Origin of the sequence: Flagellimonas ulvae (assembly GCF_049333175.1) — a bacterium.
Classification (GTDB): domain Bacteria; phylum Bacteroidota; class Bacteroidia; order Flavobacteriales; family Flavobacteriaceae; genus Flagellimonas.
In genome coordinates, this window is sequence record NZ_CP186325.1 from 2,226,802 (window position 1) to 2,243,328 (window position 16,527).

Here is a 16,527-nt window from a genome sequence, read left to right on the forward strand (position 1 = left end):
AAATGATACGAAGAATTGGGCTGTTGCTGTTTTTGGCCGTTTTAGTAATTTCTTGCTCTCAAAAAAAAGAGGATATCGTAATTTCTCCTGAGGATTTCCACGAATCTGTAGATAGGGTTACACAGGTAATGATTCATGATATTTTCTCACCTCCTGTTGCTAGTCGAATTTTTGTTTACCCAAATATTGCAGCTTATGAAATTCTAGCCTCTCAGGACAACGAATATCTTTCTTTGGCCAATCAAGTAAGGGAGTTGAGTCCTATTCCGGCTCCTTCAGATACTACTTCCCTTAACTATGAGTTGGCGGCTCTTGTTGCCCATATAGATTTGAATAAAAGACTTATTTTTTCTGAAGAACGGATTGAAACCTATCGAGACAGTTTATATACGTTATGGGAAAACAAAAACCAAAATCAATTTGAAGTATCCAAAAAATATGGTCTCGAAGTGGCAGAGTATATTGCGGAGTGGATGAATGGTGACAATTATGCCCAGACCCGAACTATGCCCAAGTTTACGGTAGACACAGACAATCCTTCACGTTGGCAACCTACACCCCCTGCCTATATGGCGGGTATAGAGCCACATTGGAGTAAAATCCGTCCTTTCGTGATTGATTCCGCGAGTCAGTTTAAACCCACTCCACCCCCTCCATTTTCCATGGATAAGAATTCCGATTTCTATAAGGAAGTGCAAGAAGTCTATGACATTAGCAACGATATTACTTCTAAAGGTGATGCTTCAGAAGAGGTGCAAATTGCCCAGTTTTGGGATTGTAATCCGTATGTCTCTGTTACCCGAGGACACCTAATGTTCGCTACCAAAAAAATCACTCCCGGTGCGCATTGGATTGGGATTACCAAAATAGCCAGCAGAAAAAGCAACGCTGACGTGAACAAAACGGTTTACGCGTATACCAAAGCTTCCATTGCCATGGCGGATGCTTTTATTAGTTGTTGGGACGAAAAGTACAGGAGCAACTTGATTAGACCCGAAACCCTTATCAACGAACACATTGATGAAAATTGGGAACCCATACTACAGACTCCACCTTTTCCCGAATATACAAGTGGGCACAGCGTTGTTTCAGGTGCAGCGGCGGTAGCGCTTACCGACATATATGGAGATAATTTTGCTTTTGATGACGACACCGAAGTACCGTACGGATTACCTGTGCGTTCATTTCCTTCATTTAAAGCCGCAGCCGATGAAGCTGCCATTAGTAGAATGTATGGCGGAATCCATTATAGAGCAGCAGTGGAAATAGGGGTAAATCAAGGTAGAAGTCTTGGTAAGTTTGTTATTGAAAATCTTCAAATGACACAGTAATTCCTTTCCCTGTTTACAATGAAGAAAAAAGCTTTTATTGGATTTACTATAGCTTTGGTTTTCCTTTTGGGTTGGTATTTGTTTCTCAAACCAAGCGATTACATTGTTACTTTTAATACCAATACTTTTCCTGGTGCAATTAACCAGACCTTGAAAGTTTGGGGCAAAAAGAATTTTTCTGGAAAAATTACCGAACAAAAGGATTCTACTGCATGTGAATCAAAGATTGCAATTTGGAGATTCACTTGTGGACTATAATTGGACCATTGTACCCATATCTGATTCCACATCAAAAGTAAAAGTTCGGATTACTGATAAAAAAAATAGTCTGAAAAATAGAATTCTCATTCCTTTCACAAATTCAGTAATCGAAAAACGCTCAAAGAAAAGTTTATTAAATTACAATACTTTCTTGAATAATCATATACAAAAATTTAAAGTCAAAGTTGAGGGTGAAGCTGAACTCTCCTCTAGTTTTTGTGCTTATCTTCCTGCAAAAGGAGTTCAATCCGAAAAAGCTTTTGGGATGATGCGAGATTTCCCTTATTTGAGCAGTTTTGTAAAAGAAAACAATTTAAAGCCAACAGGAACCCCATTTGTTGAAATTACTGATTGGAATATGGCAACGGACAGTATCTCATTCAACTTTTGTTATCCAATACAAAAAGCCGATTCACTCCCTAATCACCATGAAATAAAATTTAGGGAATACCCTGGAAGAAAAGCAATCAAAGCCATTTATTATGGCAATTATATGACATCTGACCGTGCTTGGTATCGTATTTTGACCTATGCCGAGAAGAATGGAATCACAGTAGATTCCAATCCCATTGAAGTTTTTCTGAATAATCCTTCCCAAGGAGGCAATGAATTGGAATGGAAAGCCGAGATTTATATCCCGTTAAAGAATTCTGATGAATAGATTCATTCTACTTCTTGGTCTAATAGTTTGTCAAGCATGTGCGCAAAAACCTTGGCATGGTAATTTGGAATATTTAGGAAAGCTCCCCTCTAAGCTCAGCGAGGTTTCAGGAATAATTGCTTTGAAAGACAAAAGCCTTTGGGTAATTGAGGATAATGGCAATAAAGATGAACTTTATGAGATAAGTCTAGAAGGTAAACTGATACGGGAATCCAAAGTTAAAAATGGTAAAAACCACGATTGGGAAGATTTAACCAAGGATGAGCATGGCAATATCTATATTGGGGATTTTGGAAACAATGCAAATGACAGGAAAAATCTCTCAATCCTCAAAATAGATGAGGAGGAGGGTTTTGGAAACGAAAAGATAACTGCAAAAAAAATTAAGTTCGAATATCCACAACAAGATAAATTCCCTCCCAAAAAGGAGAATCTACATTTTGATTGCGAAGCTTTCTTTCACTATGAAAACTCCTTGTATCTAATCACTAAAAACAGAGCCAGACCTTATACGGGCAAAGCATTTATATATAAAATCCCCGACGCACCTGGTTCATATAAAGCAAAATTAGTTGGGGAGTTCAAAACCTGTACAGATAGTCAATTTTGTTCAATTACTGGAGCGGACATTTCACCTGATGGAAAGAAAATTGCGCTCTTGGGCTCTGGATATATTTGGCTTTATACTGATTTTTCCTTTGATGATTTTACACAAGGAAAACTTGAAGTAATTGATGTGGAATATAGAACCCAACAGGAGTCCATTTGTTTTTTGGACAACCACACCCTGTTGATTGCAGATGAGCAATCCAAAACCAAAGGGCGTAATTTGTATCGTTACAAACTTCCTTAGAGTTCTGGTGCGCCCTTCAATGGGTCTCAGCGTACACAATCGGTCGATTAGCATCTAGTTTTCAAAATAGATTGGCGCTCATTTAACACCATAGTTAGATAAGACAATCATGAAAAAAATAAGCTCACTACTTTTTCCTTGTTTTCTATTAACATTAGGTTCTGTTTTTTCTCAAGATACTTCGGTGGAAGTAAAAACACTTCTAAAAGATTTTACCGGAAATGGTTCAATTGCCATTGATGCTGAAGGAAAAATCTATATCAATGAATATGGGACCGCCAATTCAGATATTTCTGGAACTGGAAAACATGTTTTTATGGTATCGCCAGATGGGGAATCCACTATTTTATCAAAAAATGTAAGTGGTGCTGTCGGAAACACATTAGGTTCTGATGGTACATACTACTTCAATAATGGCAACTCTTTTTACAACAGCGACCTGATGTCGTATAAAGACGGCAAGATGAACAAGATCGCTACCCTGGAAGGGTTTTCAGGTGATCTTCTATTAGATCCTCAAAATAATTTCTTTTTGATCCCCAGTTACACGCATCCTGTTATACACAAAGTGAGCATGGATGGAACGGTGGAAGATTATATTCAGGACGAAAGACTCAAAGGTATCACTGGGATTACCTATGGTGAAAACAACGACCTCTTAGTAAGCAACTTTACTACGGGAAAGATTTATAAAATTGACAACAAAAAATCCATTACTGTATTGGCTAAGTTGCCAGTCGTTTATCCTGGATATGTAATTGGTTATATCACTTATTTTGAAGGACATATCTATGCTACTGGGTATGGTTCAAACAAAATCTACAAGGTTGATATGGATGGTAAAGTAGAAGTTCTGGCCGGTTCGGGGGAGTACATTGAAAAAGACGGAACAGCCCTAGAAGCTGGATTTGTGACCCCCAATGGAATCGAAGTTGATACCCAACGAAGAAGGCTGTATATTACACAAAATGGTAATGGGCGCCCCGCCTCTCTTAGATACATAGATTTACCCCAATCGTAGTTACATAACTTTTGTTTGTCAAAAGCAACTAAAACCCAAAACCAAATCCGAACGCAAAACGTATTCCATCTGCACTATTGAAGAGTCCCACATTGGCTGACAAAATATCTGCGCCGTTTATGAAAAACCCTCCTCCGTAGGAATTATGCCATTTATCCGACGAATCTCCTGGAAACCATACCCTTCCATAATCAAACCCTCCATAAATTCCTGGGGTTACTGGCAATAGACCGGTTCTGGAACGACGAAAGCTATAACGTAAATCTGTATTTTGGAAAAAGGCTGACTTGCCAGTAAAGCGCTGAAACCTAAAACCCCTCAGACCATTGTTGGCTCCTATACTGGCGCCTTGATAAAACTCAAAGTCATCACCAAAGTTCACGTGCCCTTTTAGGTTAGTGGCCAAGACGAGTCGCCCATCGGAGGTAAGCTTGTGTGCAAATGCCAAACTTGGAATTATATAGGCAAAAGCCCTATCTGTATCCGTGGCATTCATGGTATACCCCCCTTGCAGGGTAAAGCTCATTCCCAAGGTGGGGAAAGCTTCATTGTCGGCATTGGAAAAGCTATACTCTGCATCAACCCCTAAAAAATCCTGTTGGCTATCTCTACCTGCATCGGTAAAAAAGCCTTCTATAAAACGTCCTTCCGTTTCTTCTACGTCATAGTTTTCGTAAGATACCCCTACGCGTACTTTTGAACCCAGTCTACCACGCCAAACCAAAGAGGGCTTGAACTTAATGGTTTGTATCCTTACCCGATTAAAATCCAACTCAAGCTCTTCGGTATCGTCGTTGTTCTCTGTTTCATTTCCAAAACCGAAGAAGTTAATGGCAAAGTTGGGGCTTGTAAATCTTGCATCAAGCTCAAAGTTGACATTTTCGAAAACATGGGCAAACTCGCCATTGTATCCCAAATCAAATCCGCTTGTTGCAAAATAAAATCCTGCATTGACCGTATGTCTCTGGGTGAAAGGATTCTGCCTAAAACCATTAAACGTATAGGTATTGGTTAAACCAAGAATAACTCCATCATCCGGGTTAAACCCAAAAGCAGGTAATAGCTGATTATTACTAGCCTTTACTTTCTCAAAAACATAGTTGTTGGTGTCATAATCATCCAACTCATGGATTTTGCCTGAATAGGCTTGGTCATAGGTGTTTTTCTTGGACTTGAAGTCATAGGTATGCACTTTTTTAGACTTTTCAGCTATTTTGTAGACATCGTTATTTTGTCCTCCCACTATCCTTATCTTGATTTTGGATTCTGGGGTATTGATATCGAAAACATCCTTGTCATCGAGTCCATAAACCCACACTTCTTTCGTTTGTTTTGTGCTAAACACTTTATTAAAGAATAAATCTTTTTTCTCACCTCCCTTTATGCGATATACCATCACCTCCAAGTCTCCATTGGGCAGGGAGCGAATACTGAAGTAATCGTCCTTATCTGTTCCAGTAACCACAGTAAATTTGTTCAAAATGCTATAATATTCCTCTGCGACTTCCACTAGCCTTTTTTTGCGGGATAAAAGATTGTCTTTAATTTTCTGAATGGTCTCATCCCTTACTTCTTCAGGAAAATTTTGTAAGGCCTTATCAATCACCTCTTCATCAATTTGTGCTTGGATGTACTTAGCTTGTTTAACCCACATATCCAAATCGGTTTCTGAAAGAATGGCCATATCCAAGGCAAATGTTCTTGGCGAGGAGGTAAAACCTTTTACATTTCGGACCTCTTCCCCAAAACCTTCAAAAATTTTCAATCCAGGAACCGTCCTGGTTCCAATTCCTAAAATCAATCCGTCCCCCCAACGTGAAAACGCCTGATCTCTATCTCTCGGAATAGGTTTAAAAATCTTGCCTCCATTTGGGTCATCAACTTGCGCCCAACGCCATTGGTCTATATGTCTGTCCCAATCGCCAATAAGAATATCAAACAATCTTGCTTTCACATATTCAATTTCGTCAAGCTTATATTTTTCATCCTTGCGCAATTTTTTCATCAGGTCATATGTACTTTCAATCTTATTGGCATTTCCAAAACTTGATAGGTTTCCATGCCCGTCGGAAACATGTTCTTCAATCATGTACAAACCATTACCGAATTCATTGTTGAAATCGCCCAAAGTAGATTGTTTGGGAATGTAAAAGAGTTTGGGATTGGTGTGATAGATGCCTACTGCATCAGATAGGTCCCCAATGGTAAATGGAGCATACGGATGTGCTGCAGTATATAAGTCCAGAAGCAATTCTTCCGTATAAGATTCATCAAACTGACCAATGATATATTGTTCTTGGAACGCTATTGCCTGCAAATATCGCTCCGCACTTTTGCGCAAATCACGCATAACAAACTGTCGCCCATCAGCATGCTCCAATCGTAAAGAGTTGGATTGATTACCGCCCCCTTTTCGGACCACCTTCAGACCACCATATAAGGTATCCAGTAAAACTGTTGGAGCCTTTACCTTGGTTCCATAGTACTTTCTGTACCTTTCCCCCCATAACCATTTATGAAATCCTGTTTTTTTTATTTCTTCCGCCGAATACACCGAAGCTACTTTGTAAGGAGGAAAATCTCTACTGTATTGTTTGGTATTCCCTTTTAGGTCCGGGGGCAAAACCTCTGAGCTAAACAAAAACTCTTCGGTACCGTTTTCCCTTGGTCCAAAAAAGTCCACTGCTGATGAGCCATCCGTAAAAACTTTTAACACTGCATATCCCATTCTCCCCGTGGAGAATTTACTGCCATTTCTTAGCTTAGTAGCACCTGTTTTGGCTCCTGCCCCACTCACGATTTGTGGAATGCTTTCCTCCACAATATATTGAAGGGTATGTTCATGGCCAGAGACGAAAACTACTTTATTGGAATACTGCGATAAGGTTACCATTCGCTTTTTTAAGCGATTGTACATTTGGTTTTGCTGATCTTCGATTGAAGCTCCCGTAGTCTTTCGAAGTAGATTGATTAAACTACCCAAAAATGGCAGGGGTACTTTTCCATTATTCGGAAAAATATGCTTTTTGAAATCAAAATGTCCACCATGCGAGCCATAGGTAAACATAGGGTGGTGCAAGGCCACAATAATGGTCTTGTCCAAATTCTTTTTAATCAAACTTTCATATTCTTCAAAAAATCTGCCCCTATCCTTGATCTCGCAGTCATCATTAATGGTGGGATGTTTGTCCCAATTCACAAGAAACCATTCTGTATCCAAAGCAATTAAAACAATCTCATCGCTGATTTCTATTTTTTTGATGGGGCAGCCGTTTTCAGGCTGAAATGCATCCTTGTCATTCAATACCTTTTCAATATAATTCTCTTGCCGCTTCAGCCCAATCAATCCCTCATTATACCAATCATGATTACCTGGGATAAAAATTGGGCGTCCCTTAAAATCTTCCAAAGTCTTTAGTTGGGCATCCAAATCATTCTTGGCGTTTATATAGGCTTTAGTCGAATCTTTTTTATCAGGCAATCCGGCAGGGTAAATGTTGTCTCCCAAAAAAACAGCTGTACTTTTATCATCTGCTTCGTTCAACTTTTCCTTAAATAGTTTTAGCGCCGGATTAAGTTCGCCCATAGGAGATTTACCCGCATCTCCTATTAAATAGAACGTATGTTCAACTATTTTCTCTTGAGGAACTATACTTTTTTGAAATGGTTCCGCATATTTTTCTTTATAGGTGGCACATCCAGCAATCAGAGATAGCAGAATTAACGATAATGCACGTAGTTTCATAATGATAAGGTTGATACCAAAATTTTGTATTTTGGATTTTTAAACGAAAACTATGTCGGAAATTATAGGAAAGGCTGAAACTTATGTAACCGAACTTCTGGAAAAAGAACTCGACCCAAATTTCCTATACCACAATTTACGACATACCCAGCGTGTAGTTAAAAGTACTAAAGAATTACTCAACAATTGTGATTTACCCGAATCGGAAAAGGAAAAGCTTATTTTGGCCGCTTGGTTCCATGATACAGGTTACACAAAAGGGGTGAACGAACATGAGGAGAACAGTTGTTCCATTGCCAAACAGTTTCTTTCAGAAAATCAATACTCGACTTCCGATATTCAGTCCGTTTGTGATGATATCATGGCGACCAAACGCTTTTACGAACCAAAAAAACTATCCGAAAAAATTCTTCGTGATGCAGATTCCTCCCATTTTGCACAAAGAAGCTATTGGGAAACCACGGATTATCTTAAAGAGGAACTGGAAAAGCTGGATATTGCTCGATATACTCCCAAAGAATGGCGGGATGAAAACATAAAAATGTTCCGAAATGAACATCAATTCTACACAGATTACGCTCTAGAAAACTGGCAGGAGGGAAAAGAAAGGAACTTAAAGCAATTAGTGAAAGAGAAAAAAACCGAAAAAGAAATTGCCAAAAAAGAAGCTCTAAAGGCGAAATATAAAAGCGAAAGCCCTGATAGAAGTGTGCAAACACTATATCGGGTTACCCTAAAAAACCACCTAAAACTAAGTGATATTGCGGATACCAAGGCAAATATTTTATTGTCGGTGAATGCCATTATCATCTCATTGGTACTGGCCAACCTCATCCCAAAATTGGACAATCCTTCCAATACCTATTTGATTTATCCAACACTTATATTCATAGTGTTTAGTGTTGTTTCTATGGTATTATCCATACTGGCAACAAGACCCAATGTTACTAGCGGAAAGTTTACCAAGCAAGATGTGGAGGACAAGAAAGTAAATCTGCTCTTTTTTGGAAACTTCCATAAAATGGATTTGGATGAATACGAATGGGCACTGCAAGAGCTAGTAAAGGACAAAGATTATGTGTACTCATCCTTAACCAAGGACCTTTACTTTTTAGGACTTGTTTTAGATAAAAAATATAAGATTTTAAGACTCACCTACAACATATTCATGGTGGGCATGATAGTCTCAGTGATTGCCTTCGGTATTGCTTTCCGCTTTTTTGGACCGGACAGAATGACTTTCTAGACTATATCTTCAACTCTTCCATCAAATCATCATACGTATAGGTGCGTTCCGATTTTTTATCCTTGGTATACAATATTTCAGCTCGAATGGCCTTTAGACCAGTAACTCCTTGAAGGCCTTCTAGCTCAACAATTTCAATGTTATTGGTAAAGTATCCTTTCGACTTCAGAAAAGTGATATACCGCATATATTCTTTTTCATCTTTACGCTGAGAGTATACTATAGAAAGTTTCCCCTTCTGTGTTAAACGCTCATTGGTGCCTTTGATGTAAGATTTGTCAATACGCTTTTTGATAATCTCATAACGCGCATTATACGTACCATCAACATCAAACCGCTTTTCATCCATCCTAAAGCGAATAGCGAGCGGCGTGCTATATACCAAAACCAAAGAAGCTACATCAAGCTTAACAGGCAACTCTGGCTTAAGTGCATAGTATTTGTTCTCCATATCGCACATAACCTGAAGTTGCCATAACCTTAGGTTGCTTAAGTAAAGCTCATCAAAAATACGATCGTTAGCGATAGAGCTGCCAATGTACATATTGTGTTCAACCCCATCGGTCTTGTATCGTTCAAAATAATGCGGAAACATTTCTTGAGCCTCAACCTGTTTCTTATCCAACAACGCTGCCAACTGCATATTGGCCTCCATCACACTATTATCATAATTACGCCTGTGGTCATAATATGATTCAGTAGTTGGATCTATCTCGGATTCATACTTTTCAACCAGTACGGCAAGATTCTTATCCATCTTTTTCAGGTGACTGAAAACTGGATTTACTTCTTCTTTCACAAAATCGAAGATAGCTTGTTCGGTATGGGTATAGAGCGCTTCCTTCACCTCGTTCAGATAGGTATCCACCCGAAACATTAATTCCTCGTATATGGGCAGTTTATATTTTTTTACAGCCACATGAAGAACACTATTGATTTCGGAAAGTTGAATCATCAAATCGCGCTGAATAGAGATATTCCGCTGCTTGGACGACTCTTTGATATCCACTTGACCATATAGCGGATATACATTCTTGAAGGCAATTTCCCTGAATAAAGGTTGGTTTCCTATGAGCTCATCGGCCATAAACTTCTTGGCCTCTTCTTGAAACTTCCAATATACTGATGAATGAACTGTGGTACACTCATGTTGAATAATGGCGTCCACCAAATTCTCTTCTTCTTCTATGGAGCGCAATACAGCTGAAACTATAAAAGGCATGACATCATCCAACTTGTTGGCGTTCACGCTATTTAGTTCGTTAACGGTATCAGAAACCAATTCCAATACTCCTAAAAGATTCCCATTATCCGCAATTGGAGCTAGAATGGCACTCCGTATACCCTGTTCATAAAGACCTTTATAGGGTTGTTGGCCTTTCGATTTCTTGAAATAATTTTCAACATTGGAAATGGTGAAATACGTATTTTCATCCAACAACTTACCATAAGAACCCTCGCAAAGCATATCGGTGCAAACTCCAGTCTCCTTTCCATTCAGTAGAAAACTCTCAATACCCTTTCCATATATTTTAAGGAAACGATTGGTGCCAGAATCATATCCGGCAAAGCCAACTCGAATGTTGTTTAGGTTGAAAAGCGAACGGAATGTATCCTGAAAACTCTCCATGAAGTTTTCGCTTCCTCTTTTATTGCTCCCTATTAGGGTTGATTTTATCTCAGATATGGAATGCTCGGCGGTTACATCGAACATATTGGCAATCACAAATCCTTTTGAAACAAAACTATTTGGTGGAATTTTTTCCTTCCAAAGGTCTATGTTGTCAAAATTCTCAAGAAGCTCATCAACATCCTCCTTAGTCAGTTCTCGTGACTCTTCCGTTGGATGGATTTCCATAAAATCCGCGTTGTACAATACGCGATAATGTTTCATTAACCCGTTCTTATCCGGAATATCGTAGAACAAGGGGCGCTTAAAATCCATCTTATACCCATAATGGAAATTGAGCACTATGATACATTTTAAAATATAGTTGATATCCTTAGGAAGGTTTCTAATCTCCAATTCATAATCCTCGCCTGCATCCTTCAGGATGTTTTTAAAACGTTCCGATGAATTGAACACAAAATTTTCAAAGGGGGAAGATATGGTCTTGATTTCGTTTTTGCCCAGTACAGGGGAACAAGTGTCCGCCAAAATAATGCGAATTACATCCTCGTACTTGGTCAAAAGACTCAAATCACTAAAACCTTCGCGAAGTTCGGGATAAGGTGCTTGTGCATCCAATACGAACTTGGCGCGGTCCACCAAATATTTGTCCTTGCTGTTTAGTTGTTCTTCGTAGTGTTCCAACAACTTGTTGAAACTTACCAACTGAAGCATGGGACTCTCCATATTGTAGTCGTTCTGCATACAGTATTTAGTCGTGGTTTAGCTGGTAAAGTTACAAAATCAAGAAATGCGGATGTGTTAAGGGAATCTTTATGGGTTTAAATGCTTTTTTTTAGGGATATTTAGAAAAAAAACCGGTAATGTCTTCCTTTAAACGACTCGATAAAGCCTATGCGAAGGCCAAAATTATCCCTTTTGATGATGACTCAAAATTCATCATTTTTAGCGATTGCCATAGGGGGGACAACAGTTTTGCAGACGATTTTGCCAATAATCGGAACATTTATTTCCATGCCTTGAGTCATTATTACCGAGAAGGTTTTCAGTATTGCGAGTTGGGCGATGGGGACGAGCTATGGGAAAACATCAGTTTTGAATCCATTTTTGAAGCCCACAAAAATGTGTTTCAGTTGCTGAAGCAATTTCATAATGAAAAAAGACTGAACATGGTTTGGGGAAACCATGATATGGTCTATCAGAACGCCAACTATGTTGAAAAACATCTTAGTCATTATTTTGAGCCCATTGATGGTTCTGACAAATCCTTGTTCGAAGGAATAAAATATCACGAAGCCCTTCTTCTAAAGCATAAGGAAACTGGGCAAGAGTTGTTCTGCACCCACGGACACCAAGCGGATTGGTGGAACTACGTTTGCTGGCGCATTGGGCGATTTTTAGTTCGAATTCTTTGGAAACCGCTCCAAGTAGTGGGTATTGCCGACCCAACCAGTCCAGCTAAAAATTACAAAGAGCTTATCCGAATAGAAAAACGAATAAAACGGTGGATTTTAAAACATAATTTGCGCATTACAATTGCAGGACATACTCACAGACCCCGATTTCCTGAACCAGGGCAAATCCCATTTTTTAACGATGGTAGTTGTGTACACCCTAGAAGTATAACTGGGATAGAAATAGAAAAGGGAGAAATATCATTGATTAAATGGCAAATTGCTACCAAAACTGACGGTACGCTTCAAATTGTACGTTTACTTTTGGAGGGACCTGAAAAATTACTGGACTATACCCCAGATTGAGGAGATCCTCTTGTTAATCATCGGATTTAACTCCAATTTATCAGCTCCGTGGCAAGGTATTTGTTAACTTTATCAATGGTTAACGACCAAATTGCTATGCGAAAGTCCATAATCTTATTGTTCTTCCTTGTTATTGGACTCCCTTCCATACAGGCGCAAGGGGATATTCCAACAACTAGACCTTTGAAAATTGGTGAGAGAAACAACTTGGATATTAAGAGTAGTAACCAAGGCACATCTCTTCGTATGCCTTCTGTGATTGATAATAACCTGACTTCCAAGAGTAATAACCCTGGAGTTAAAATGCTACCGGACAAGGAATTATTACAAGCCGGGCATGATTTGGTAATTGATCCCAAAGTCGGAGAAAAAGAAAAGAAAGGGTCCAAAAAGCATTATGGTGACCAGTACTTAGGTGATATCAAAACCAATGCAAAATTTGTTGGTATTGTCTGTAGGGATCATGAGTATGTGGATGGTGATCGTGTAAAAATTTATTTGAACGGAGAGGTTGTAGAAGCCAACATTCTATTATCCGGAAGTTTTAAAGGCGTTAATATTGATTTGGTAAAGGGTTTTAATAGAATAGATTTTGAGGCTCTCAACCAAGGTAGCTCAGGCCCAAACACTGCTCAAGTGGTGGTTGCCGATGAAAAAGGCGTGGTCATCCACAACAATAAATGGAATCTTTCGACAGGTTCCAAAGCGAGTTTAATAATCGTTAAGGAAGAAGAATAAAAACTACTCTCCGGGGCGATAGGTTTTTTTCGCTCGCTTCAATACATCCTCTTTGTAATAAGCAGCATCCTTCCAATCCTCATTGGCATACATTTCTATTTGATCATCAAAATGAGGTGAAGCTGGATCACCACTCTGCCCACCTGCCAAAATAGTCTTGGCTTTCAATTTATCTCCAAATTCAACCACGGCAACAAAGCTATTTCCTCGTGTACCATATATCTTTTTGGTATTGTTATCGTATCTAGCGCCATACGCCGCCAGCGCACCCCATCTACCACTGGCAAAACCAATGGGGATGCTGGGTTTAGCATCATCAAAGGCTTGGCGAATATCCCCATTTAACCGTTGATAGCGATTTACCTCTCCCCAAGGCATTTCCCATGTGCCAAAATCTTCCTTAAGTTGATTCACTGTTTCTTGAAACAATGCCAGCTTCCCTTGGCCAGGAGAATCACTTCCCCAATACTCCACTAACTGCATGGAGTACATCCCAGCAGGTCGTTCCGCCTGCATATAACTCTGCGTTCCATAATAATGTGCCAAAGTCATAGCAATAGATTCCGTTGAAGTGGTAAAATCCCAGTTTCTTAGTACCTCTATGGGTTCTTTTAATTCTGAAATTGGATTGGTATCATACGCTTTAATCAACCCTGGAATTAGAGCTTTAAAGGCAGGCAAATAGGGGTCATGTCCCAATGCAATCAGACTATCCAAAGTGTATCCATTTCTATCAGTCAACAATTCAATGGCATGAACTCCTCTAAAGTTTTCTTGATCTCTCGACATGTAATTTGGATAATCACTACGCTTTGGGCTGTTATCCAAGGCTGAAGTATATGGAGTGGAGTTACAGTTCTGAATCCATCCATTATCAGGATTCAATATCAATATATTTTCGTCAACCGTATGTAGTCCTTTCCAATCGGTAGCCGGATCACTTCCATCAACCGGTTGCGTGAAATCGAAAATGGTATCTCTTTTAGGAATGAAATTACCATGGAAATAGGCAATGTTTCCTTCCGCGTCGGCGTAAACTGTATTATTGGATGAATTGGTTCGAATATCCATCATTTTTCGGAATCCATCGTATCCATCTTGTTTTGTTCTGATATACGATTGCTCCAACGCTTTTACAGGCTCCCACATCATGGCAGAAGCCGTCCATTGCCCATCCACCAAGTGGGTTATTGGGCCGTGATGCGTATGATACATAGGGAAGGCTTTTTCTTTAAGGTCATCTCCATCTTTATATTTTAAGATAACCTCGCTGGCTTCAACAGTTCTTAGCTCCTCTCCATATTGATACAGAAGTGTTCCGTCTTGGTTCATTACCTTTTCCTTAAACTCATCCATCACATCCGTATACGTGGAGGTATGCATCCAACCCGTTTTTTCGTTAAACCCTTGGTATACAAAAAATTGCCCCCAGGTAACCGCACCATAGGCATTCAGGCCTTCTTCGCTAACTACATGAACTTCTCCCCTAAAGTAAAAAGACGTATGTGGATTAATCAACAACATGGCATTTCCAGATTGCGTTAATTCCCCAGAAATAGCAATTCCATTGGACCCTTCGGGTTCGGCCATCTCCTTTTTCTTCTTTATTTCCAATTTCTCCATTTCGGGAATCTCCATATTACCTTCATAAAAAGCTTGTATTTTCCGAGTGGAAATTCGCTCAATGTCACCACCAATACTTCCTTCACTAAAATAAAAAGGCATCCAGGGTTCAAAACGGGTCAAAAGTTTGGGTGTTACCTCTGGATGTGTGTGTAGATAGTAATTGATGCCATCGGCAAAAGCATCACATAATCTCTTCAACCAGTCTGGACTTTTCTCATAATTGGCCATAGCTTCTTCCTGGGTCATAAAAAGTCTGGCCCGCAAATCGCTGTAGATAGCCTCTTCTCCTTCTACCTCAGCCAACCGACCAATGGCCCAAATATAGTTTTGCTCCACACGATTAAAATCATCCTCACACTGTGCATAAAGCAATCCAAAAACAGCATCGGCATCGGTTTTTCCGTAAATATGAGGGACTCCAAAATCGTCTCGAATTATGGTGATGTTTTCTGCCTGTGCCTCCCATTTTTCAACTTCTGTAAGCGGCTCTTTCTTGGCACATGAAGAAAAAATCAACAAGACAATTAAACTAAGGATTCTCATTTGGAAGTATTTAAAAATTGTTGAGTGAAGATAAAAAGAAAACTACCAACTCCCGCTTGCTCCACCGCCACCGGAACTTCCTCCACCACCGGAAAAACTACTGGAGCTCCCACCACTAGAGCTTGAACCAAAAGAATGTGTACCTCCTGAAGAAAAGGTTTTGGACAAGTATTTCTTATTACTCTTAAAAAATGAAAGCTTGAAATCTTCTTTTCCTTTGATTCGGATTTTGACCACTGCCAAGAGCATGGCCAACCCTAAAATGCACCCGAAAAGATATAAAATCCGACTTGGCTGGTCCAAGAGGTACTCATAATTCGAAACATCAACTTCCCAAATCAGGACAACAAATACAAGAGGCATAACCACAAAAACCAGGGATAAGCCCAATGGTAGCAAACTAAAAACCGCCATGAACATTCCAGGCAACATACCCAGTTTGCCAATAAACATGCCCCTGAAAACTTCAATAATATTTCGATAGACCTTTATAAAAATAAAACCTCCTGCCGCTATAAAAATGGACAAAAAAAGTATTATAAAAATCTTGAATCCCAAGCCCATATCAGATTCGTCGTCTATCTCATTCTTGAATTCCTCCAAAGCTTCAGGGTCATTCAAAAATTGAATAATCTGATTGGTAGCCATGTCCAGTCCTTCAAAATAGTTTTCCTGCTTAAACTCTGGAATCATGGTATTCCTAATAATTCTAGAGGCCACTGCATCTGTAATGAACGGCTCCAAACCATACCCTACTTCTATCCGTACCTCCCGGTCCTCTTTGGCAAAAAGGATTAATATCCCATTGTCCTTTTCTACTTGGCCTAATTTGTTTTGGTTAAAAGTTCCGTTGGCATATTGTTCTATTGTCTCGCTTCCCAAACGTTGAATAGTGAGCACAACCAATTGGTTCGTGGTTTCGGTTTCAAACTGACTGAGCTTTGCCCGCATGCCCATCAATTGTTCTTGATTGAAGATAAGGGCGTTATCCGTAACAATTTCTTGAAGCTGTGGATAGTTTTCCTGCGATAATCCTATCGCTATAAAAAGCATTTGAAAAAAAAGAATCGGTGTTTTCAACATTTTTCTAATGTTCCGTCCCAAAGATAGGA

11 protein-coding genes are annotated in these 16,527 nt (G+C 39.4%); 7 read left to right on the plus strand and 4 right to left on the minus strand.

The window, feature by feature from the left end; all coding sequences use genetic code 11:
- Positions 1 to 2: 2 nt before the first annotated feature.
- From ACOKFD_RS10200 to ACOKFD_RS10215, 4 genes are all read left to right on the plus strand, one after another.
- Entirely contained in the window at positions 3 to 1,331 is a 1,329-nt protein-coding gene (locus tag ACOKFD_RS10200; RefSeq protein WP_422857840.1) for a vanadium-dependent haloperoxidase, read from the plus strand.
- Between the two features lie 214 nt (positions 1,332 to 1,545).
- A complete protein-coding gene (locus tag ACOKFD_RS10205) occupies positions 1,546 to 2,253 on the plus strand; it encodes a GyrI-like domain-containing protein (protein WP_422857841.1) in 708 nt (235 codons plus the stop codon).
- Positions 2,246 to 3,106: a hypothetical protein gene (locus tag ACOKFD_RS10210; protein WP_422857842.1), complete on the plus strand. Its 861-nt coding sequence runs from the start codon at positions 2,246 to 2,248 to the stop codon at positions 3,104 to 3,106. Before ACOKFD_RS10205 ends, ACOKFD_RS10210 begins: the two co-directional genes overlap by 8 nt.
- Positions 3,107 to 3,215: 109 nt before the next feature.
- The gene (locus ACOKFD_RS10215) at positions 3,216 to 4,127 is read left to right on the plus strand and encodes a hypothetical protein (RefSeq protein WP_422857843.1); all 912 of its coding nucleotides are present in this window, start codon (positions 3,216 to 3,218) and stop codon (positions 4,125 to 4,127) included.
- A 28-nt stretch (positions 4,128 to 4,155) separates the two neighbouring features.
- Here ACOKFD_RS10215 and ACOKFD_RS10220 read toward each other — a convergent pair whose 3' ends face one another.
- Entirely contained in the window at positions 4,156 to 7,872 is a 3,717-nt protein-coding gene (locus ACOKFD_RS10220) for a metallophosphoesterase (RefSeq protein ID WP_422857844.1), read from the minus strand.
- Between the two features lie 52 nt (positions 7,873 to 7,924).
- Between ACOKFD_RS10220 and ACOKFD_RS10225 the strand changes: the two genes are divergently transcribed.
- Positions 7,925 to 9,118 (plus strand): Pycsar system effector family protein, encoded by a 1,194-nt coding sequence (locus tag ACOKFD_RS10225; protein ID WP_422857845.1) that lies wholly within the window; start codon positions 7,925 to 7,927, stop codon positions 9,116 to 9,118.
- 1 nt (position 9,119) lies between these two features.
- Here the strand turns inward: ACOKFD_RS10225 and ACOKFD_RS10230 are convergent, their stop codons facing one another.
- The gene (locus tag ACOKFD_RS10230) at positions 9,120 to 11,492 is read right to left on the minus strand and encodes a GAF domain-containing protein (RefSeq protein WP_422857846.1); all 2,373 of its coding nucleotides are present in this window, start codon (positions 11,490 to 11,492) and stop codon (positions 9,120 to 9,122) included.
- A gap of 119 nt (positions 11,493 to 11,611) precedes the next feature.
- Between ACOKFD_RS10230 and ACOKFD_RS10235 the strand changes: the two genes are divergently transcribed.
- Together ACOKFD_RS10235 and ACOKFD_RS10240 are read left to right on the plus strand one after the other, a co-directional pair.
- Positions 11,612 to 12,508: a metallophosphoesterase gene (locus ACOKFD_RS10235; RefSeq protein ID WP_298996957.1), complete on the plus strand. Its 897-nt coding sequence runs from the start codon at positions 11,612 to 11,614 to the stop codon at positions 12,506 to 12,508.
- A 96-nt stretch (positions 12,509 to 12,604) separates the two neighbouring features.
- Entirely contained in the window at positions 12,605 to 13,246 is a 642-nt protein-coding gene (locus ACOKFD_RS10240) for a hypothetical protein (protein ID WP_422857847.1), read from the plus strand.
- Positions 13,247 to 13,249: 3 nt separating this feature from the next.
- On the opposite strand, the gene ACOKFD_RS10245 is transcribed toward ACOKFD_RS10240, so the two are convergent.
- Positions 13,250 to 15,415: an acylase gene (locus ACOKFD_RS10245; RefSeq protein ID WP_422857848.1), complete on the minus strand. Its 2,166-nt coding sequence runs from the start codon at positions 15,413 to 15,415 to the stop codon at positions 13,250 to 13,252.
- Positions 15,416 to 15,457: 42 nt separating this feature from the next.
- The gene (locus ACOKFD_RS10250; RefSeq protein ID WP_422857849.1) at positions 15,458 to 16,498 is read right to left on the minus strand and encodes a TPM domain-containing protein; all 1,041 of its coding nucleotides are present in this window, start codon (positions 16,496 to 16,498) and stop codon (positions 15,458 to 15,460) included.
- Positions 16,499 to 16,527: the final 29 nt, after the last annotated feature.